Source organism: Gemmatimonadota bacterium, from assembly GCA_016719105.1.
In the GTDB taxonomy this organism is placed as follows: domain Bacteria; phylum Gemmatimonadota; class Gemmatimonadetes; order Gemmatimonadales; family Gemmatimonadaceae; genus SCN-70-22.
In genome coordinates, this window is record JADKAQ010000017.1 from 19,852 (window position 1) to 37,715 (window position 17,864).

Genomic DNA, 17,864 nt, shown 5'->3' on the forward strand with positions numbered 1-17,864 from the left:
GTCCGCCGACAGCGGTTGCGGCTGGCGACTCACGGCGCGTGACTCCCCGCCAAGGTCGGGCGTCACTTGAGGACTCTCTTCCGCGAACGTCCTCATGCGCCAGTCTCCTCGTGCGGTCCATCACGTCGTCGCCCGCGCCGGTCTCACGCTCCTCGTGGCCGCGTGCAGCGGCTCGGATGCGGGACCGGCGGCAGTCACCCCGCCAACGCCGAACGCGACCGTCGTCACGTGGACGCCGTGTCCGGCTCCCGCTGCTGCTCCCATTTGGGCTGCCCAACAGGACGGGAGCGGCGCCTGGGCGGCGGTCGCCCCTTCCAGCGGCAGCTATCGCTTTTCCTTTCAGTCCAGCAAGGGAGCGATTGCGTACGTCACGGGCGACGTCGGCAGCTACAACACATACGTGCTGTACGGCACCCTCGCCGACCTCACGCAGTTCGCCAGCAACACGTGCAGCGCCTCATTGCGCAACGTGACCGGTTCGTTCTCGACGCTGGGCGCCGGCGAGCAGGCCGAGGTGGGGCTCGGATGGAGCAGCACGCTCGCCGCCGGTCCGGGGAACAAGTCGGTGAGCGTCAGCGCGCAGAATGCCGCCATGGACCTGCTGGCCGTGCTGCATCGTCCGGGGGCTCCGGCGGCGCGGGCCGTCATCCGCCGCGACATCCCGTCGTCGGTCATGACCTTCGACCCGATCGACTTCGCGAGTGCCGAGGCGTTCGACACCGAGCATCCGAGCCTGACCATCACCGGCGCCAGCGGCGAAGCCATCACCTTTGCGCAGTGGTACCGTGGGACCAACGGCTCGCGCAATTCGCTCTACTATGGCAGTGCATCCGTGACGCTCCCCACCAGCTACGCAGCGATTCCCGCGGCACGGCAGCGCCCCGCCGACCTGCATGAGGGGTGGGCCTTCAGTTCGGTGACGCAGCCGAGCGGCGTCGTGCGTGGGCGGACCGTCACGGCGTACTGGCACGATGCGGGGAGTCGCGTGATCGCCCTTCCCGCCGTCCCGTCGTCCGATCCCAGCGTCACGGTCGTCTCATCCTCGCCGTTTGCCAAGTTGCGCGCGCAGGTTGCCGTCCCGGCCGGTGCGAAGTCGCTCGAGCTGTTCTACTATCGCACGGGCGCCAACGGCGTGAGCGCCCGCGTCCAAGCCACGGTCGATTTTCTGTCGGCTGCCGCGGCGGACCTCACGCTCCCGGATCTGTCGTCGGTCGCCGGCTTCCAGTCGGCGTACCTCCCGCAGGGAGGAGGACCGATCAGTTGGGGGCTGTACGCCTATTCCTGGACGGGGAGTCACGCCGGCTTCTACGGCCGTCCGCTCGACGCCACGAACTCCACCCTGGTGAGCTGGCGATCGACGGTCACGCCGTAACCCCGGGGAGGGCAGCGTCGGGAGGACGTCGCACGGCGCGCGGCGAGGATCTCGACTCAGGGAGTGGGAGGGGCGAGGGGTGGCAAGGGGTGGCGGGTCGTCGTTCCCGCGCGGAATATGGAGGCGATCGCTTCCCCCTGGCTCAGCCCATCCGCCCGCCATGACCTCCCGTCGCTCCGTCATCAAGCTCGGCGCCGCCGCCGTCCTCGCCCCGATGTTCAACCGCGGGCGCTTCACGCTCCCGCACCTCCCGCAGCAGCAATACTCGGCGCGCGCCATCGAATTGATGCAGCGTGCGACGGTGATCGACATGCTGTCGCCGTTGCACATCGCCTCGAACGGGAACAAGTGGTGGCAGAAGCCGGACTCCATCACGGCCGAGGATTTCGCCCCGTTCAAGGCGTCAGGGATCCACGTCTTCCATACGGCGGTCGGCTTCGGCGGTCCGAACGGGTACATGCAGGGGCAGCAGTTCTTCCATCGGCAGAACTCGATGATCGCCGCGCGCCCCGACCTCTTCATGCGCATCGACTCGGCGGACGATTTCGCCAAGGTGAAAGGGTCGGGACGCATCGGGATCCTGCTCGGCGCACAGAACTCCGACCACTTCATCCGTCCGGACTACAATCCGCGCGACATGCTGTCGACGGTGGACGAGTTCTTCCTGTACGGGCAGCGCGTCTCGCAGCTCACGTACAACTCGCAGAACTGGTTCGCCAGCGGGTCGACCGAACGTGTGGACGGCGGGATCTCCGATCTCGGGGTGCAGCTCATCGAGCGGATGAACAAGGTCGGCATGGCGGTTGATACCTCGCACTGCGGTGACCGCACCACGCTCGACGCGCTGTCGCTGTCCAAGAAGCCGGCGCTCATCACGCACTCCAACGCGCGCGCGCTGGCCAGCAACCACCCGCGCACCAAGCCCGACGAGGTGATTCGCGCCGCGGGCAAGGCGGGGAGCGTCGTCGGGATCACGGGCGTGCGCATGTTCGTGAAGGGGAGCGAGCCCACGACCGTCGAGGACTTCTTCAACCACATCGACTACGTGGCGAAGATGATCGGCGTGGAGCACGTCGGGATCGGGAGCGACATCGACCTGCAGGGCTACGACGACATGCCGCCTGACGAGTACAAGCGCCTCAAGGACAGCTACAAGGGGAGCTACGGTTTCCGTGACAAGATCGACATCGAGGGGATCGACCACCCCAAGCGCATGTTCGACGTCACCGAGGGGCTCATCCGGCGCAAGTACAGCGATGACCAGATCCTCGGCATCCTGGGCGGCAACTTCCAGCGCGTGCTGAGCGACATCTGGGCGGGGATGCCGGGGAAGTAGTCGCGGGGGCCGGCGCCGAGCCTAACGTTTCGCGTACGGTCCCAGCACCTGCAGCACATTGCCGGCGTTGTCCCGGAACATCACGTTCGCCCGCGCCTCGGGGCGTGACGGGTAGGGGCCGCTCATGAACACCACGCCGCGCGCGCGGAGGGCGGTGACGGTGCCGTCGAAGTCGGCGACGATGACCCCGGCCTTGGCAACGCCGTGGGTGAGTTCGGGCTGCGGCGTGGCGGTACGTGCCTCGTCGTGCTGTATCAGCTCGACGATCACTCCACCGCCTTCGAGCGCGACGACACCGGCGATCTTGCCCGTTCGCGGCACGGTCATGATCCGATGCAGCCCGAGCTTGGCCTCGTACCAGGCGGCGCTCGCCTCCAGATCGGGCACGGAGAGCGCGATGAAGGCGCCAACGGCGGAGACGAACGGCTGGGCGGTCGACACCGCCGGTCGCTGACCGTCGGCGACCGCCGTCATGAAGCTCATGGCCAGCGCGACCCACGGGAATCGAAACGTGCGCATGCGAGCACCCATCGTCGGTTGTCGGTACGGAATGCGGGACGATCGAACGGCGCTGCCAGCTCCCGCGCCCGTGTGCCTCCTTGAAGCCCTGGGGCGTGGCGTAGTGTATCCCGCGGGTGATGAGTCCGCGTCATCGCGGGGACACTGCGTGCGCGCCCCGGGATGAGTCGCGCACGACGGTGACCTCTGCCGCCGGGACGGTCCGGTCGACTCGACGCCTACGGCAACGCGAACGCCACGTACGTCCCGCCACTCGGCGCCCCGTTCTTCCCGCCGCCGCAGGCAATCACGACAAACTGCTTGCCGTTCACCATGTACGTCGACGGCGTCGTGTTCCCTGCCGCCGGGAGCGCCCCCTCCCACAACAGCTTCCCGTTGGTCTTGTCGAACGCGCGGATCTTGTTGTCGTAGGTCGTCGCCGCGATGATGAGCAAGCCGTTCTCCGTCACGATCGCCCCACCATAACTGTCGCTCCCGGTGTCCTTCATGCCCTGCGCGACGAGCTTGGGGTACTCGCCGAAGGGAATCGACCATTTCGTCTCGCCCGTGTTGAGGTCGATCGCATTGAGCGTCCCCCACGGCGGCTTGATGGCCGGGTAGCCCTCGTGGTCGAGGAAGATGTCGAAGGTGGTGTTGCGGTACTTGAGGAAGGTGGGGACGTGCGCCGGGGCGAGCGTCGGTTGCTTCCCGCTCACCAGGTACTCCGTGAGCTGCTCCACCGCCGAATCGCCTAACGCGGTGACGAAGGCGGGCATGCGCCCGGTCCCGGCGCGAATGGCGTTGGTGATCTGTTCGCGCGTGAGGCGCGTGGCCACGCCGGTGAGCGTCGGCCCGATCGGCGTGCTCTTTGCCCCATGACACTCGGCGCAGTATGCGCCAAAGAGCGACGTCGTCTCGCGCGGCACGATCTTGAGGATCCACCCCATCTCGTTCGAGTTGACGTACAGCATCCCCGTCTTGGGATCGAACGAGGGACCGCCATATTCGCCGCCGCCGTCAACGCCGGGGAAGATGATGATCCCCTTCGTGTTGGGCGGGGTCCACGGATCGGGGGTGGGGTTCTCCTTGAACAGCTTGAGCGCCGCCGCATGCGCCTCGGGGGTGCGGTCGGTGAGCAAGTCCTCCGTCAGCTGCTGCCGAGCGAACGGCTTGGGAAGGATAGGAAAGCGCTGCGAGTCGGCGGTGACGTCGCCCTCGAGGATGGCCGGCGGCATCTTGCGCCACTCGCTGGGGAAGAGCTCCGCCCCCGTCTCGCGGTCGAGCACCCACACGTGCCCCGTCTTGGTGATCTGCGCGACCGCATCGACCGGCGCGCCGTTGCGCCTGACGGTGACGAGCGTGGGGGCCGCGGGAAAGTCGCGATCCCACAGGTCGTGCCGGAGCCCCTGATGGTGCCACTTCCGCTGGCCCGTATTGGCATCGAGCGCCACGATGGAGTTGGCAAACAGGTTGTCGCCCACACGATTGGCGCCATAGAAGTCGAACGACGCCGATCCGGTGGCGAAGAAGACCATCCCGCGCCGTTGGTCCACCGTCACCCCGGACCACGCGTTCGCCCCCCCCGCCACCTTCCACGCCTCGGCGGGCCACGTGTCGTAGCCGAACTCGCCGGGGTGCGGAATGGTGTGGAAGCTCCAACGAATCTTCCCCGTCTTCACGTCGAAGGCGCGCACGTCGCCTGGGGCCGACGGGAGTGCTTCGGGGACGGATGTGCCGACGATGAGCATGTCCTTATAGACGGCCCCCGGCGTGCTGGCACTGACCGAGAGCCCCTCAGCCGGCCGCCCCAACCCCTCGCGCAGGTCGACCCACCCGCTGTCGTTTCCCCACCCGGCTGCCTTCTGCCCCGTCGACGCGTCGAGCGAGAAGAGGCGGTAACGATAGTTGAAGTAGACACGACCGTCGTGCACCACCACGCCGCGATACCGAATGCGCGGCCCGGTGAACTTCCCCCCCGTGGGATCGAAGCTCCACAGCTCCTTCCCGGTCGCCGCATCGAGCGCGAAGGCGCGCTGCTTGGGCGACATGGCGTACAGCACCCCGCCCACAACCACGGGGTTCGACTGCATCTCCGACCCCTCGAACGCGTCCCGTGTGTCGTAGCTCCACGCCACCCGCAGCGTCGAGACGTTCTGCGGCGAGATCTGCGAGAGCGTCGTGTAGTGGGTCTTCTCGTCGCTCCCGTGGTACACGGGCCAGTCGACGTTCTGCGGCGGCGCGTTGCACGCGGCGGCGACGAGGGCGGCGGCAACGGTGTGGCGAAGGCGCATGGAGGGGGGACCGAGAGGGGAGCGATGGGGGGGAGGCCGTGAGCCGGGAGGCGCGGCCCCCCTCGCCGCCCCCGATATGCCGCCATGTCACGCCGAGCGCAACGGACCGCCGGGGCGGCAGGACCCCGCTCGCGTCGCGATCGGACTAGAGGCCAAGTCTCCAAAGGACCACCACGCCGTGCCGACGCAGGGTGCCGGCGCATGAGTGCTCACTGGACCGGTAGCGACTAGAAGTCCGTTGCCGCCATGCAGCTTTTCCCCTGCTCAAGTGCCACGACTTGCAGCCGATACCGTACCTACAGGGTGAGTCACGTCGCTGCATTGGATGCTCCATCGGTCAACGGTCGAGGCGCAGGCGAACGATGCTACGGAATGTGAAGGTGGGAACGCGCGTCCAGGCGGGGTTCGCGTTCATCGGATCCGCGATGGTCGTCTCGGCCGCGGTGGCGATTGGCGGGATGGCGATGATCAACGATCACGCACGGCTGGTCTACAACGACCGCGTGATCCCGATGCAGGAACTGAAGTTCGTGGCCGACGGCTACGCCGTCGCGATCGTCGACAACACGCACAAGATGCGCGCGGGGACCGTCTCCATCGCCGACGGCGTGGCGACGATCAAGCGCTCGCAGCTTGCGATCGACAGCGCCTGGACGTCCTACGCGCAGCACCAACTCTCGGCAGACGAGAAGGCGCTCGCGGCGACCGCCGAATCCACGGTGAAGCGCGCGAATGCGGCGATCGAGAAGCTGATGGCCATCCTGGCGCGCAACGACTCGGCGGCGCTCGTCGCCTTTGCCGAGCAGGAGCTGTATCCCGCGATCGATCCGGTGTCGGACGCGCTCTCGAAACTCATCGACGTGCAGGTCAAGGTCGCCGCCGCCGAGTTCGCCGACGGGGAGTCCATCTACACGATGTTCCGCTTGGCGGCCATCATCGGAACGCTCCTCCTCTTCCTGACCGCGTTAGGCATCGGGCGCTGGACCGCCCGCTACCTCTCCCGCGGCACAGGGGGACTCGTGGCCCAGCTGGAGTCGCTGCGCAGCGAGCAGATTCCCCGCCTGCGCCAGGGTGCCGTGGCGATGGCCGATGGTGACCTTGCCACCCCGATCGCCTTCGAGGCGGCCCCGCTCCCGGTGGACGGCGGCGATGAAATCGGGCAGCTCGCCTCGGGACTCAATGGGGTGCTCGACGAGATGCGTTCGATGGCCGAGGCGATCGAGCGATCGCGCACGACGCTCAGTGCCGTGATCGCGCAGGCCTCCGCCGTGGTGGCCGCCGCCCGCGAGGGGGCGCTCGATCACCGGGCGAACGCCGCTGCCTTCAAGGGGGCGTATCACGACCTCACCGACGGGCTCAACGACACGCTCGCTGCGGTCGCCCGCCCGCTCACCTCGGCGTCGCACGTCCTCACGCGGGTGGCCGCGCGCGACCTCACCGTGCGCATGGACGAAGGGTCACTCGCCGGCGACTACCGCCAGATGCAAACCGCGCTCAACGACGCCGTGGCCCAGCTCAGCCGCGCGCTCAGCGACGTGGAGCGCGGCATCGAACAGGTCTCTACCGGCTCGGACCAGGTGGCGCGGGGAAGCCAGGACCTCGCCAACGGCGCCACGCGCCAGGCCGCCGCCCTCGAGGAGATCTCCGCGGGACTCACCGAGCTCGACTCGCTCTCCCGGCAGAGTGCCTCGAGTGCCGGCGAGGCGACGGCGAGCGTGGACGAGACGCGACAGAGCTCGCGGCGCGGCGTGGAAGTCATGGAAGAGCTCTCGGCCGCGATCCTCGAGATTCGCGCCAACGCCGAGGCGACGTCGCAGCTCCTCAAGACGATCGACAGCATCGCCTTCCAGACCAACTTGCTGGCGCTCAACGCCGCGGTCGAAGCGGCGCGCGCCGGTGAGGCGGGACGCGGCTTTGCCGTCGTCGCTGAGGAGGTGCGCGCCCTCGCCGGCCGGACCAGCGAAGCGTCGCGCGAGACTGCCGCGATGATCGAACGCTCGCTCGGCGCCACCGCCCGTGGTGTCGCGCTCAACGAGTCGGTCCTCGAGCAGCTGCGCCAGATCGACACGCGCGTGGGCCACGTGAGCGCGATGATCGGCGAGATCGCCGAATCGTCGACACGCCAGCGCGATGGGGTGCACCAGATCACCGCGGCCGTCGAGCAGGCGAGCCAGGTGACGCAGGGGACGGCCGCCAGCTCGGAAGAATCGGCGGCGGCGTCGGAGGAACTGTCGAGCCAGGCGGCACTGATGCTGTCGACGATACGACAGTTTGCCCTCGACGACGAGTCAGGGCGTCCGCGCTCGGCGCTCAGGGTGCGCGCACTGGCGGCGCGCGCCTAACCAGCGCGGCGCGCCTAACCAGCGCGGCGCGCCTGGCTGGCGCGGCGCGCCCAACCAGCGCGGCGCGCCTCGTCCCCGCGTTCAGCCAGCGCGCTTCATCCGCTCGCGCTGAATCTCGGCGTGCACGTCGCTGGTCAGCCCCTTCCCCAGGGTGGCGAGCCGGTCGAGCTCCGCCTTCGTGATCCCCCCGATCTCGCCGCGATACGCGGCCTTGAGCGCGTTCATCCGGTTCTGCGAGGCGATCATCTCCTCGTGCGTGTGGATCACGCGCGCCGAGACGCCTGGGCGCCCCTTGAGGTGCGCGGCGACGCGCGCCACGTGTCGGGCATGGACCTCGGCCGGCGACGTCGTGGCCGGGAGGTACTCGGTCACGATGAGTGGTGGGTTCTCCATCGCCGCCGCCGCCGCCGCGTTGCTCGTCGCCACGAACGAGCCGTCGCTGCATTCGGTCTCCATGTCGGTCACCTTGCCCGGCGTCTTGCGCAGGAGCCAGAGCAGGAGACGCAGCCAGAGCTTCTTGATGTGCGGATGATAGAGCGCCGCCGTGACCGTGCAGTCGCGCGAGATGAGCGTGCGCACCAGGATCGCGCTCAGCACCGTCCCCGGCGTCTCGGTGATCGTCTTGTCCTCGACGTCGGCCAACAGCTTGAACCCCCGACTGGTGAGGAGGGCGGCCGTCTTGTCGTACCACCCCAGGTCGAGGTGCCGGAAGTCCTGCGGCCTCGCCATGACGAAGCGATGCGTCGGCTGGTAGGTGGCCTCGATGATGGCCAGAATGTCGTGGGCGGCCTGTTCGACGGGTTCCATGCGGGCGAGTGTGGTCGGGGGGACGGAGGGCGAAGCTGCTGGAAGACGTGTGGCGCGCGGCGACGGTAACCCAAGGCCTTGCAGCTGTGCGGCGGGTCACACCCGGAACGGTCAAACCCCTAGCGCCCCCCCGCTCCACCCGACAACATCCTCGCCACCCCCTTGGCGCCCGTCCCCGAGCCCCCGCCCCCGCCATGACCAGCCGCCGCGACTTCCTCGGCACGACCCTAACGACCCTCAGCGCGGCCGCCCTGCTCGACCCGCGCGCCCTCGTCCCCCGGCTCACCAGGGCCGCGCCGAAGAAGATCCTGATCCTCGGCGGGACCGGCTTCGTGGGGCCGCACGACGTGAAGTGCGCGCTCGAGCGCGGTCACCAGGTCACGATCTTCAACCGCGGGCGCAGTGCCCCGGGGATGTTCGGCAAGGACGTCGAGGAACTCGCCGGCGATCGCGCCGCCGAGCTCACCGCGCTCAAGGGGCGCAAGTGGGACGCGGTCATCGACGAGTCGGCCTCGCTCTCCAGCGCCCCCGACTGGGTGAAGAACTCGGCGAACGCACTCAAGGACTCGGTCGACCAGTACCTCTTCATCTCCACGCGCTCGGTCTACGCCGACGTGAGCCGCGTCCCCATGACCAACGAGGCGCCGGTCCTCACGCGCGAGAACTCGCCGCTCAAGGAGGGACAGGCCCTCCCGTACGGTCACGCCAAGGCGTACGCCGAGAAGGAGGCGCACGCCGCCATGCCGGGGCGCGTGACGGTCGTTCGCCCGGGACTCATCATCGGTCCGGGCGATGACACCGATCGCTTCACCTACTGGCCGGTGCGCATCGCGCGCGGTGGCGAGGTGCTCGTGCCCGGCGACGGCACCGATCACGTGCAGATCATCGACGTGCGCGACCTGGTGGAATTCTGCGTGACGCTCGTCGAGAACCGCACCTATGGCGTCTTCAATGGCGTCACTCCGCAGCTGGGGATGCCGTTCCGCGAGTTCGTGCAGCGCATCGAGAAGGGGGTCGGCGGGAACGGGAGCTATACCTGGGTCGACGCCGACTTCCTGCGGGAGAACGGGGCCAATCCGTACGGGCGCGAGCTCCCGGTCTTCCAGGTGATGAAGGGGCGCACCGCCGGCTTTGCGCGGTTTGACCTCACCCCCGAGGTCAAGGCGGGGCTCAAGTGGCGTCCCATGGAGGTCACCGCACGCGAGACGCTGGAGTGGTTCCGTACGCTCCCGGCCGACCGCCAAGCGGGGCTCAAGACCGGCTTCACGCCCGATCGGGAGCGTGAGTTGCTGGCCAAGTGGCACGCGCTCGGGAAGTAGCGCATGCGCCCGATTCACGCCGCCCCGCCACGCGCGGTACTCGTCAGGCAGCTCCTCTTCCTCGCGCTCATGATGTCGTCGCCGGCCTCGCTCGCGGCGCAGCAGCAGGCGGCCGAAGCCCCCGCCACCGCCGCGCCGCGCTTCCAGACGCGCCCTGCCGTCACGGGGCTCAACGGGATCGTCTCGTCCGGACATCCGGTCTCGAGCGCGGCCGGGCTTCGCATCCTCATGCAAGGGGGCAACGCCTTCGACGCGGCCGTGGCCACGGGCGCTGCTGCTGCGATGGGCGAGCCCGAGATGAACGGGATCGGTGGCAACGGCTTCATGACCGTCTACCACAAGGCGACCGGGAAGGTCTGGTCGCTGTCGATGGCCGGTGCCGCCCCCAAGGGGATCAACCCCGCCGAGATGACGCCGGCGACGCTCAACGCGGGGATGAAGGCGGGGATCGTACCGGGAAACCTGGGCGGATACCTCGCCCTGCTCCAGCGGTTCGGCACGATGTCGTTAGCGCAGGTCTTCGCCCCGGCCATCGAACTGGCCGAGCACGGCTACCCCATCGACCGGCTGCTCGCCGGTTCGATCGATCGTGGCAAGGGGAACCTCGGGCGCTATCCCACGACTGCGGCGCTCTTTCTCCCCGGCGGTGAGCCGATCAAGGCCGGTGAGCTGTATCGCAACGCCGACTACGCCGCGACGCTTCGCAAGCTGGTCGAGGCCGAGAAGCGGGCAAAGGGGCGTGGTGCCTCGCGCACGGCGGCGATCCAGGCGGCATTCGACCGCTTCTACAAGGGCGACATCGCCGCCGAGATCGATCGCTTCTTCAAGGCAAACGGCGGCGTGCTGACGGCGGCCGATCTCGCCGCGTACTCGCCCGAGTGGACCGAGGCGCTGCACACCACCTATCGCGGGTATGACGTCTACTCGAACCCGTCGACCTCGCGCGGTGGCTTCGAGGTGTTGATGCAGGCGTCGCTGGTGGAAGGATTCGACCTGTCGAAGTCCGGGGCCGCATCGTTGCACGCGCAGATCGAGGCCATCAAGGTCGCCAAGGCCGACATCTACCGGTACGTCGCTGATCCCAAGTTCCACGCGGTCCCCACCCACGGGATGTTGTCGAAGGAGTACCTGTCGAAACGGCGCGCGCTGATCGACATGGCCAAGGCGGGCGGCTATCCCGACCCCGGCGTTCCCGTGGGCGCCACGTCGACCCCGGCCGGGGCACACGACTTTCCGACCTTCGACGAGGTCTACGACAGCGAGGTGCATACCACCTCGTTCTCCGTGGTCGACAAGGCCGGCAACGCCGTGGGCGTCACGCCCACGTTAGGCGGGCTGTTCGGGAGCAACGTCGTCGTCGGCCACACCGGGCTCCTGCTCAACAACGGGATGCGACTCGGCTCCACGTCACCCTATCCCGAGAACGTCAACTACGTGGGGGCGGGGAAGGTCCCCATCCTCAACAATGCGCCGGTCGTGGTCCTCAAGGAGGGGAAGCTGGCCTTCGTCTTCGGCACCCCCGGTGGCGAGACGATTGGGCAGACGGAGTTTCAGGTGCTGGTGCGCCTGCTGGACGAGAAGCTCCCGGTACAGGAGGCGATCGAGGCGCCGCGCTTCGCGCTCGACGCGGCTCCCAACTTCTACAAGCAGGGGGCGGCGATCGAGGTGCGCATCGAGGGGCGGGCCAGCGTCGACGACATCGCCGCGCTTCGGGCGCTTGGGCACAAGGTGACCGTCCTCCCCGGGTGGGGGAGCCTGGGCCACATGCAGGTGATCGCGGTCGATCCCCGGACCGGGCGGCTCGTCGCGGGGGCCGATCCTCGGCGTACGGGATACGCGATGGGGTTCTAGGCGTCGCCTCATCGTCTGATCCTCGCTCGCGCCCCGGCCTCCTCCGGGGCGCGTTGCTTTGACGGCTGCAACGGTTGGCGCTACTGTTGGCGCGCCCTCACTGGAGACACGTGCCCATGCCCGCGGCCAAGGAGTCCACCCCCGCCGAGTACCTCGCCTCACTCCCCGCCGACCGCCGCGCGGTGGTCGAGGCGGTGCGCAAGGTCATCAGGAAGCACCTCCCCAAGGGGTACGCCGAGTCGTTTCGCTGGGGGATGCTCGCGTACGAGATCCCACTCAAGCTCCATCCCGAGACGTACAACAAGCAGCCGCTGATGTACCTCGCACTCGCTGCGCAGAAGAACAACTTCGCGTTGTACCTGACGAACATCGCCAGCGACAAGGTGCTGATGGGAAAGCTCGCGGCGCACTACAAGGCCATCGGCAAGAAGCTCGACATGGGGAAGGGGTGCCTGCGTTTCAAGACGCTGGAGGAGTTGCCGCTGGCCCTGGTTGGTGAGATGGTCGCCTCGACGCCGGTGGAGCGGCGGATCGCGTTGTTCGACGAGGGGCGGAAGGCGAAGAAGTAGGGAGGCGGATGGGGCGGCCGTCCCGTCGCGCGCGGGATCGGCCGCCCGCATTGCGCCCTGGCCCCGAGCGCTGCTTCTTTGTGCCACCCCTCACCCGCGCACCAACCATGAAAAACCTCTACGACCCCGCGCGCGTCACCGAGCTCAAGTCCCGCATCGCGCAGCTGCGCGCCGACAGCCCGCGCCAGTGGGGGAAGATGGACGTGCCGCAGGCGGTGGCGCACATGTCGGTGGCCTTCGAGGCGGCGCTGGGAGACGTGGATGTTCCGCGCCTCTTCATGGGGCGCCTCGTCGGGGGCTTCGTGAAGCGGTCGGTGCTCAGCAACGACGCCCCCTTCATGAAGAACGCTCCAACGGCGCCGAGCTACATCGTGGCCGACCAGCGCGAGTTGGATCGCGAGCGCCAGCGCCTGCTCACGCTCATCGACCGGTTCGCCGCTGGCCCGTCGGTGTGTACCACGAAGCCGCACGCCTTCTTTGGCCCCCTCACGGCTGACGAGTGGGCGATCCTCATGTACAAGCATGTCGATCACCACTTGCGGCAGTTCGGCGCGTAACGCGCCTCCTCCTCCTCCTCCTCACCGGAGTCACCATGCGACGTGTCACCGGAATTGGCGGGATCTTCTTCAAGGCGAAGGACCCCACGGCGCTGCGCGCCTGGTACCAGCAGCATCTTGGCATCGACGTGCAGGCGTGGGGCGGGGTGTCGTTCAGGTGGACCGATGCGGCCGGGGCGCCCTACGCCGGGACGACCGTGTGGAGCATCATGCCCGACACGACGAAGTACTATGCGCCCGGCACCTCATCGTTCATGATCAACTACCGGGTCGCGGACCTGCACGCGTTGCTGGCCGCGCTGCGCAGCGAGGGGTGCCAGGTGGACGAGAAGGTGGACGAATCGGAGTACGGGAAGTTCGGGTGGGTCGTCGACCCCGAGGGGAACAAGGTCGAGTTGTGGGAGGCGCCGGAGGGACAGTAGCGCGCGGTTCCCACCCCCCTCACCACCCTGCCGGGTGACTCGTAGCTTCCCGGCATGTCGATCCGCTCTGTCTCGCGCGTGGCGCGCGTGTTCGCATCGCGCGTCGCGCGCGCGTTTGCATCGCGCGTCGCGCTCGCGCTCGCTGCGAATGCCTGCCTAACGCACGCCGCGCAGGGGCAATCCGCCCGCCCCGCGCCCTTCGACGTCGTGCGCCAGGACGGCGTCATGGTCCCCATGCGCGACGGCGTGGCGCTGTACACCGAGCTCTATCGCCCCGCCCGCGGCGCCGCGCTCGTCGACAGCGTCTTTCCCGTCCTCCTGCTGCGTACGCCGTACGAGCTGCGCGGCGAGGAGATCGTGCGGCAGGCCAACGCCTTCGCCGCCACGGGCTACGTCGTCGCCCTGCAGAACATTCGCGGACGCTATCGGTCTCAAGGGCGCTTCACCAAGTACTCCGTGCTGGATGCGCCAGACGGGTACGACGCGATCGAATGGTTAGGCACGCGCCCCTTCTCCAACGGCATGGTCGGCACGTGGGGACGCTCGTATGCGGCGCACGCGCAGGCCGACGCCGCCAAGCTCGCCCCGCCCCACCTCAAGGCGATGATCGTGAACCAGGGCGGGATGGCCAACGCCTGGGATCACGCCGTGCGCCAGGGCGGCGCCTTCGAGTTGGGGCGCGAGATGACGTGGGTCTGGCAGGAGGCGCGGCGCGAGACGAAGGACCCCGCCGTGCGCGCGCTCCTCGAGCAGGAGAAGGTGGAGACCTGGTACGAGCGCCTGCCCCTTCGCACAGGACAGAGCCCGCTCGCCACCGTCCCGGAGTACGAGCAGTACTTCCTCGACGAATGGACGCACGGCGACTACGGCCCGTTCTGGCAGAAGATCTCGCTCAACTGGGCCCCGTACTACACGCGGACTGCCGATGTCCCCATGCTGCACCTGGGCGGATGGTACGACATCTTCCTGCGCGGGACGATCGACAACTACCTCGGGCTCCGGAACGGCAAGCGCGGCCCCGTGCGCCTGGTCGTCGGTCCGTGGGTGCACGGGGGCAACGGGCGCACCTACGCCGGCGACGTCGACTTCGGGGCGCCCTCGGCCATTCCGGGGTTCGACGTCGAGTATCACCTGCGTTGGTTCGACCACTTCCTCAAGGGAGTGCCCAACGGCGTCGATCGCGACCCGGCGGTGCGCCTCTTCGTGATGGGCGGTGGCGACGGCACGAAGACATCGGCGGGGAAGCTCTCCCACGGCGGTGCCTGGATCGAGGGCGACCGCTGGCCCCTCCCCGGGACGCAGTTCACGAGGTTCTACCTGCACGCCAACGGCACGCTGTCGCCGAGGGCGCCATCGCCCTCGGGCGGGGCGACCACCTTCACCTTCGACCCGGCACACCCCGTCCCGACGTTAGGCGGCAACGTCTCGGCGCGCGTGAAGGACGGCGCCTACGACCAGCGCGAGCGCCCCGACTTTCCCGCCTCGCGCGCTCCCTACCTTCCGCTCAAGTCGCGGCGCGACGTGCTCGTCTTCGAGACCGAGCCGCTCGCCGAGGATGTGCGCGTGATCGGCCCCATCGAGGTGCACCTGCAGGCGTCCACCACGGGGGTGGACACCGACTTCACCGCCAAGCTCGTCGATGTCTACCCGCCGAGCCCCGACTTCCCGGGCGGCTTCGACCTCAACATCACCGACGCGATCCAGCGAATGAGCTATCGCGACGGGCGCGCGACGCGCGCGCTGGTGACGCCGGGGCAGGTGTACCACATCGCCATCCGCCCGTTTCCCACGGCCAACGTCTTCCGGAAGGGGCACCGCATCCGGCTCGACATCTCCAGCAGCAACTTCCCGCGCTTCGACGTGAACGCCAACACGGGAGAGCCGCTGGGGCGCGAGCGGCGGATCCGGGTGGTGGACAACACCGTGCACCACAGCGCGGCGCGGGCGTCGTACGTGACGCTGCCGATCGTGCCAGTGCGCTGACCGGGCGGGACCAGCCGTTCGTCAACCGGTTGGCCCCGCGACGCTTTGGCGGGGGAGAACCCCGCCGCATCTTTCGCTGTCCCACGCAGGGGTGCTCGCCCGCTTCGCTCCCTCCACCGCCACGGTCCACCGGATGCCCGATCCGCTCCGCCCCCTCCTCGACCATCTCGCCGAGCGCTACGACATCGAGCGTGAACTCGGCGGCGGGGGGATGTCGCGGGTCTTCCTGGCCAATGAGCGCGCCCTCGGCCGGCGTGTCGTCATCAAGGTCCTCTCCCCGGAGTTAGGGCAGCGCGTCAACATCGACCGCTTCCTGCAGGAGGTCGCCACCTCGGCCACCCTGCAGCATCCGCAGATCGTCCCCGTGCTGCACGCGGGGGGAGAGGAAGGGATGCGGTACTACGTGATGCCGTTCATCGCCGGCGAGTCGCTGCGCGCCCGGCTGCAGCGCGAGGGAAAGCTGGACGGGCGCGACGTGTTGCACCTCATCGCCCCGCTCGCGCGCGCCCTTGCCTACGCGCACCGGCAGGGGATCGTGCACCGCGACGTGAAGCCGGAGAACATCCTCCTCTCCGAAGGAGAGCCCATGCTCGCCGACTTCGGGATCGCCAAGGTCGTGCGCGAGGACAACAACGCGACCGGGCTCACCTCGGCGGGGATGTCGATCGGGACCGTCACCTACATGCCGCCCGAGCAGGTCGTCGCCGACCCCGGCATCGACGGACGTGCCGACGTCTACTCGCTCGCCGCGGTCGCCTACGAACTCCTCACCGGGCAGCCGCCATTCACGGGGACGCCGGCGCAGGTGATGTCGGCGCACGTGGTCAAGCCTCCCGCCGACCTGGCCGGCCAGTTGGCCGAGGCCGACATGGCGTTAGGCGCGGTGATCATGCGCGGGCTGGAGAAGGAGCCGGCACAGCGTCCCGACGCCGAGTCGTTCGCCGCCATGCTCGAGGAGGCGCGCGGGCAGCCGGTGTCGGCCTCGCGTCCGGCGCTCGTGGCACCGGTGCCACGCGGGGGGCAGCGCGGGACCATCATGGCCATCGCCCTCGCCGTGGCCGCGGTGGTCGCCGCCCTCGTGTGGCGTACCCCGGGGAGCGATGCGGGGACGGCTCTGGCCGCCACCCCGGCGATCGCCGTCCTCAACTTCGAGATGATCGGCCCCCGCGACGATGCCTACCTCTCGGCGGGGGTGACCGACGAGATCACGACGGGGCTCGCACAGCTGCAAGGCATGCGCGTCCTGTCTCGCACGACCGTGCGTGCGCTCGCCGACTCGCACTTCACGCCGGCCGACTACGCCGCCAAGGCCGGGGTGCGCGCGCTGGTGGAAGGGAGCGTGCAACGGTCCGGCGAGCAGCTGCGCGTCTCGGCGCGACTCGTCGACACGCGCGACGGGAGCGCCATCTGGTCCGATCGCTACGAGCGCGCGGTCACCGATGTCTTTCGCACGCAGCAGGAGATCAGCAGCGCGGTGGCCGGGGCGCTCACGAGGCACCTGGGGCTGGCAGGGAACGCACCGCGGCAGGAGTATGTGGCCGACCCCGCGGCCTACGACCTGTACCTGCGCGCGCGCTACGCATTGCGTGAGCGCGGTGAAGCCGGGCTTCGACAGGCCCTGGCGCTGTTCAGCGAGGCCGCGCTGCGCGATCCGGGCTACGCGCGAGCGCACGCGGGGATCGCCGAGGCGGCCGTGCTCCTCCCGCTGTACGGCGCGGTCACGCGGGCCTCGGTCGCCGACACGGTACGCGCCAGCGCGGCCCGGGCCATCGCGCACGACTCGCTGCTGGCCGCACCGCACGTCGCGCTCGGCCTGCTGGAGAAAGGGCTCGGGCGATGGGCCGACGGCGAGCGCGAACTCGTCGTGGCGCTGCGACGCGACCCTAACGATGCATCGGCCCACCAGAACCTGGGCGAGCTGTACTACACGCTGGGACGATTCACCGACTCGCGCGAGGCGCTCGCGCGGGCGGCCGAGCTCGAGCCCACCGATGCAGCCATCGTGGCCGAATTCGCCTACATGCTGGCGCAGACCGGCGCGCGGGACAGCGCGCGGCGAGTGGTGGCGCGCGCCGCAGCGTCGGCGCCGCGCAATCCGTTCGTGGCGTACACCCAGGGCGTGATGGCCGAACTCGACGGCGACGCGACAGCGGCGGCGCGTTTCATGACCGCGGCGGCAACCGAGGCCCCCCTCCCGTTCTTTCTCGGGGCACAGGCGCGGGCGATGTCGCTGGCCGGCGACAGCGCCGGGAGCGCGGCGGTGCGGGCGAAGCTCGACGCCCTGGGGCAAGCGCCCGGTGCCGCGTTCGGTCGCGTGATCGCCGGCCTCGCCCGCGACCCGGCGGACGTGCTGTTCGCGGGCCTCGCACGCGCGGCTGACGAGCACGATCCCTTCGTCCTTCTGCTCCCGCTTAGGGTCGCCTGGTACGACCGGGTGCGCGACGATGCGCGCTTCGCGGCGCTTGCCGCACGGTTGGGGCTGCCGCCCGGGAGCACGGCGGCGTTGCGGTGACCGTT

At 69.1% G+C, this 17,864-nt stretch carries 13 protein-coding genes; 10 read left to right on the forward strand and 3 right to left on the reverse strand.

The annotated features are described in order from the left end of the window. Positions 1-94 precede the first annotated feature (94 nt). A complete protein-coding gene (locus tag IPN47_17335; GenBank protein MBK9409769.1) occupies positions 95-1,372 on the forward strand; it encodes a hypothetical protein in 1,278 nt (425 codons plus the stop codon). Between the two features lie 160 nt (positions 1,373-1,532). Further along, positions 1,533-2,708, forward strand: a complete 1,176-nt coding sequence (locus IPN47_17340; protein ID MBK9409770.1) for a membrane dipeptidase — start codon at positions 1,533-1,535, stop codon at positions 2,706-2,708. Between the two features lie 21 nt (positions 2,709-2,729). Here IPN47_17340 and IPN47_17345 read toward each other — a convergent pair whose 3' ends face one another. Continuing rightward, positions 2,730-3,191: a VOC family protein gene (locus tag IPN47_17345; protein ID MBK9409771.1), complete on the reverse strand. Its 462-nt coding sequence runs from the start codon at positions 3,189-3,191 to the stop codon at positions 2,730-2,732. Between the two features lie 254 nt (positions 3,192-3,445). Then, entirely contained in the window at positions 3,446-5,497 is a 2,052-nt protein-coding gene (locus IPN47_17350) for a PQQ-binding-like beta-propeller repeat protein (GenBank protein MBK9409772.1), read from the reverse strand. Positions 5,498-5,859: 362 nt separating this feature from the next. On the opposite strand from IPN47_17350, the gene IPN47_17355 reads away from it, so the two are divergent. Then, positions 5,860-7,839 carry an MCP four helix bundle domain-containing protein gene (locus IPN47_17355; protein ID MBK9409773.1) on the forward strand — a complete coding sequence of 660 codons (1,980 nt, stop codon included), beginning with the start codon at positions 5,860-5,862 and terminating at the stop codon, positions 7,837-7,839. Positions 7,840-7,920: 81 nt separating this feature from the next. On the opposite strand, the gene IPN47_17360 is transcribed toward IPN47_17355, so the two are convergent. Next, on the reverse strand, positions 7,921-8,646 hold the full coding sequence (locus IPN47_17360) for a hypothetical protein (GenBank protein ID MBK9409774.1): 726 nt from the start codon (positions 8,644-8,646) through the stop codon (positions 7,921-7,923). A gap of 194 nt (positions 8,647-8,840) precedes the next feature. Here IPN47_17360 and IPN47_17365 point away from each other — a divergent pair, with 194 nt between their 5' ends. The 7 genes from IPN47_17365 to IPN47_17395 all read left to right on the forward strand — a co-directional run bounded on the left by IPN47_17365 (position 8,841) and on the right by IPN47_17395 (position 17,859). Then, positions 8,841-9,965, forward strand: coding sequence for an NAD-dependent epimerase/dehydratase family protein (locus IPN47_17365; protein ID MBK9409775.1), 1,125 nt, complete (start codon positions 8,841-8,843; stop codon positions 9,963-9,965). Positions 9,966-9,968: 3 nt separating this feature from the next. Continuing rightward, complete coding sequence (locus IPN47_17370) at positions 9,969-11,816, forward strand: gamma-glutamyltransferase family protein (protein ID MBK9409776.1); 1,848 nt, start codon at positions 9,969-9,971, stop codon at positions 11,814-11,816. Between the two features lie 116 nt (positions 11,817-11,932). Further along, positions 11,933-12,385: a DUF1801 domain-containing protein gene (locus IPN47_17375; GenBank protein MBK9409777.1), complete on the forward strand. Its 453-nt coding sequence runs from the start codon at positions 11,933-11,935 to the stop codon at positions 12,383-12,385. A gap of 107 nt (positions 12,386-12,492) precedes the next feature. Then, a complete protein-coding gene (locus IPN47_17380) occupies positions 12,493-12,942 on the forward strand; it encodes a DUF1569 domain-containing protein (protein ID MBK9409778.1) in 450 nt (149 codons plus the stop codon). A 35-nt stretch (positions 12,943-12,977) separates the two neighbouring features. Beyond that, positions 12,978-13,364: a VOC family protein gene (locus tag IPN47_17385; GenBank protein ID MBK9409779.1), complete on the forward strand. Its 387-nt coding sequence runs from the start codon at positions 12,978-12,980 to the stop codon at positions 13,362-13,364. Between the two features lie 54 nt (positions 13,365-13,418). Next, positions 13,419-15,347: a CocE/NonD family hydrolase gene (locus IPN47_17390; protein MBK9409780.1), complete on the forward strand. Its 1,929-nt coding sequence runs from the start codon at positions 13,419-13,421 to the stop codon at positions 15,345-15,347. Positions 15,348-15,480: 133 nt separating this feature from the next. Next, entirely contained in the window at positions 15,481-17,859 is a 2,379-nt protein-coding gene (locus tag IPN47_17395; protein ID MBK9409781.1) for a protein kinase, read from the forward strand. The last annotated feature ends 5 nt before the right edge of the window (positions 17,860-17,864 follow it).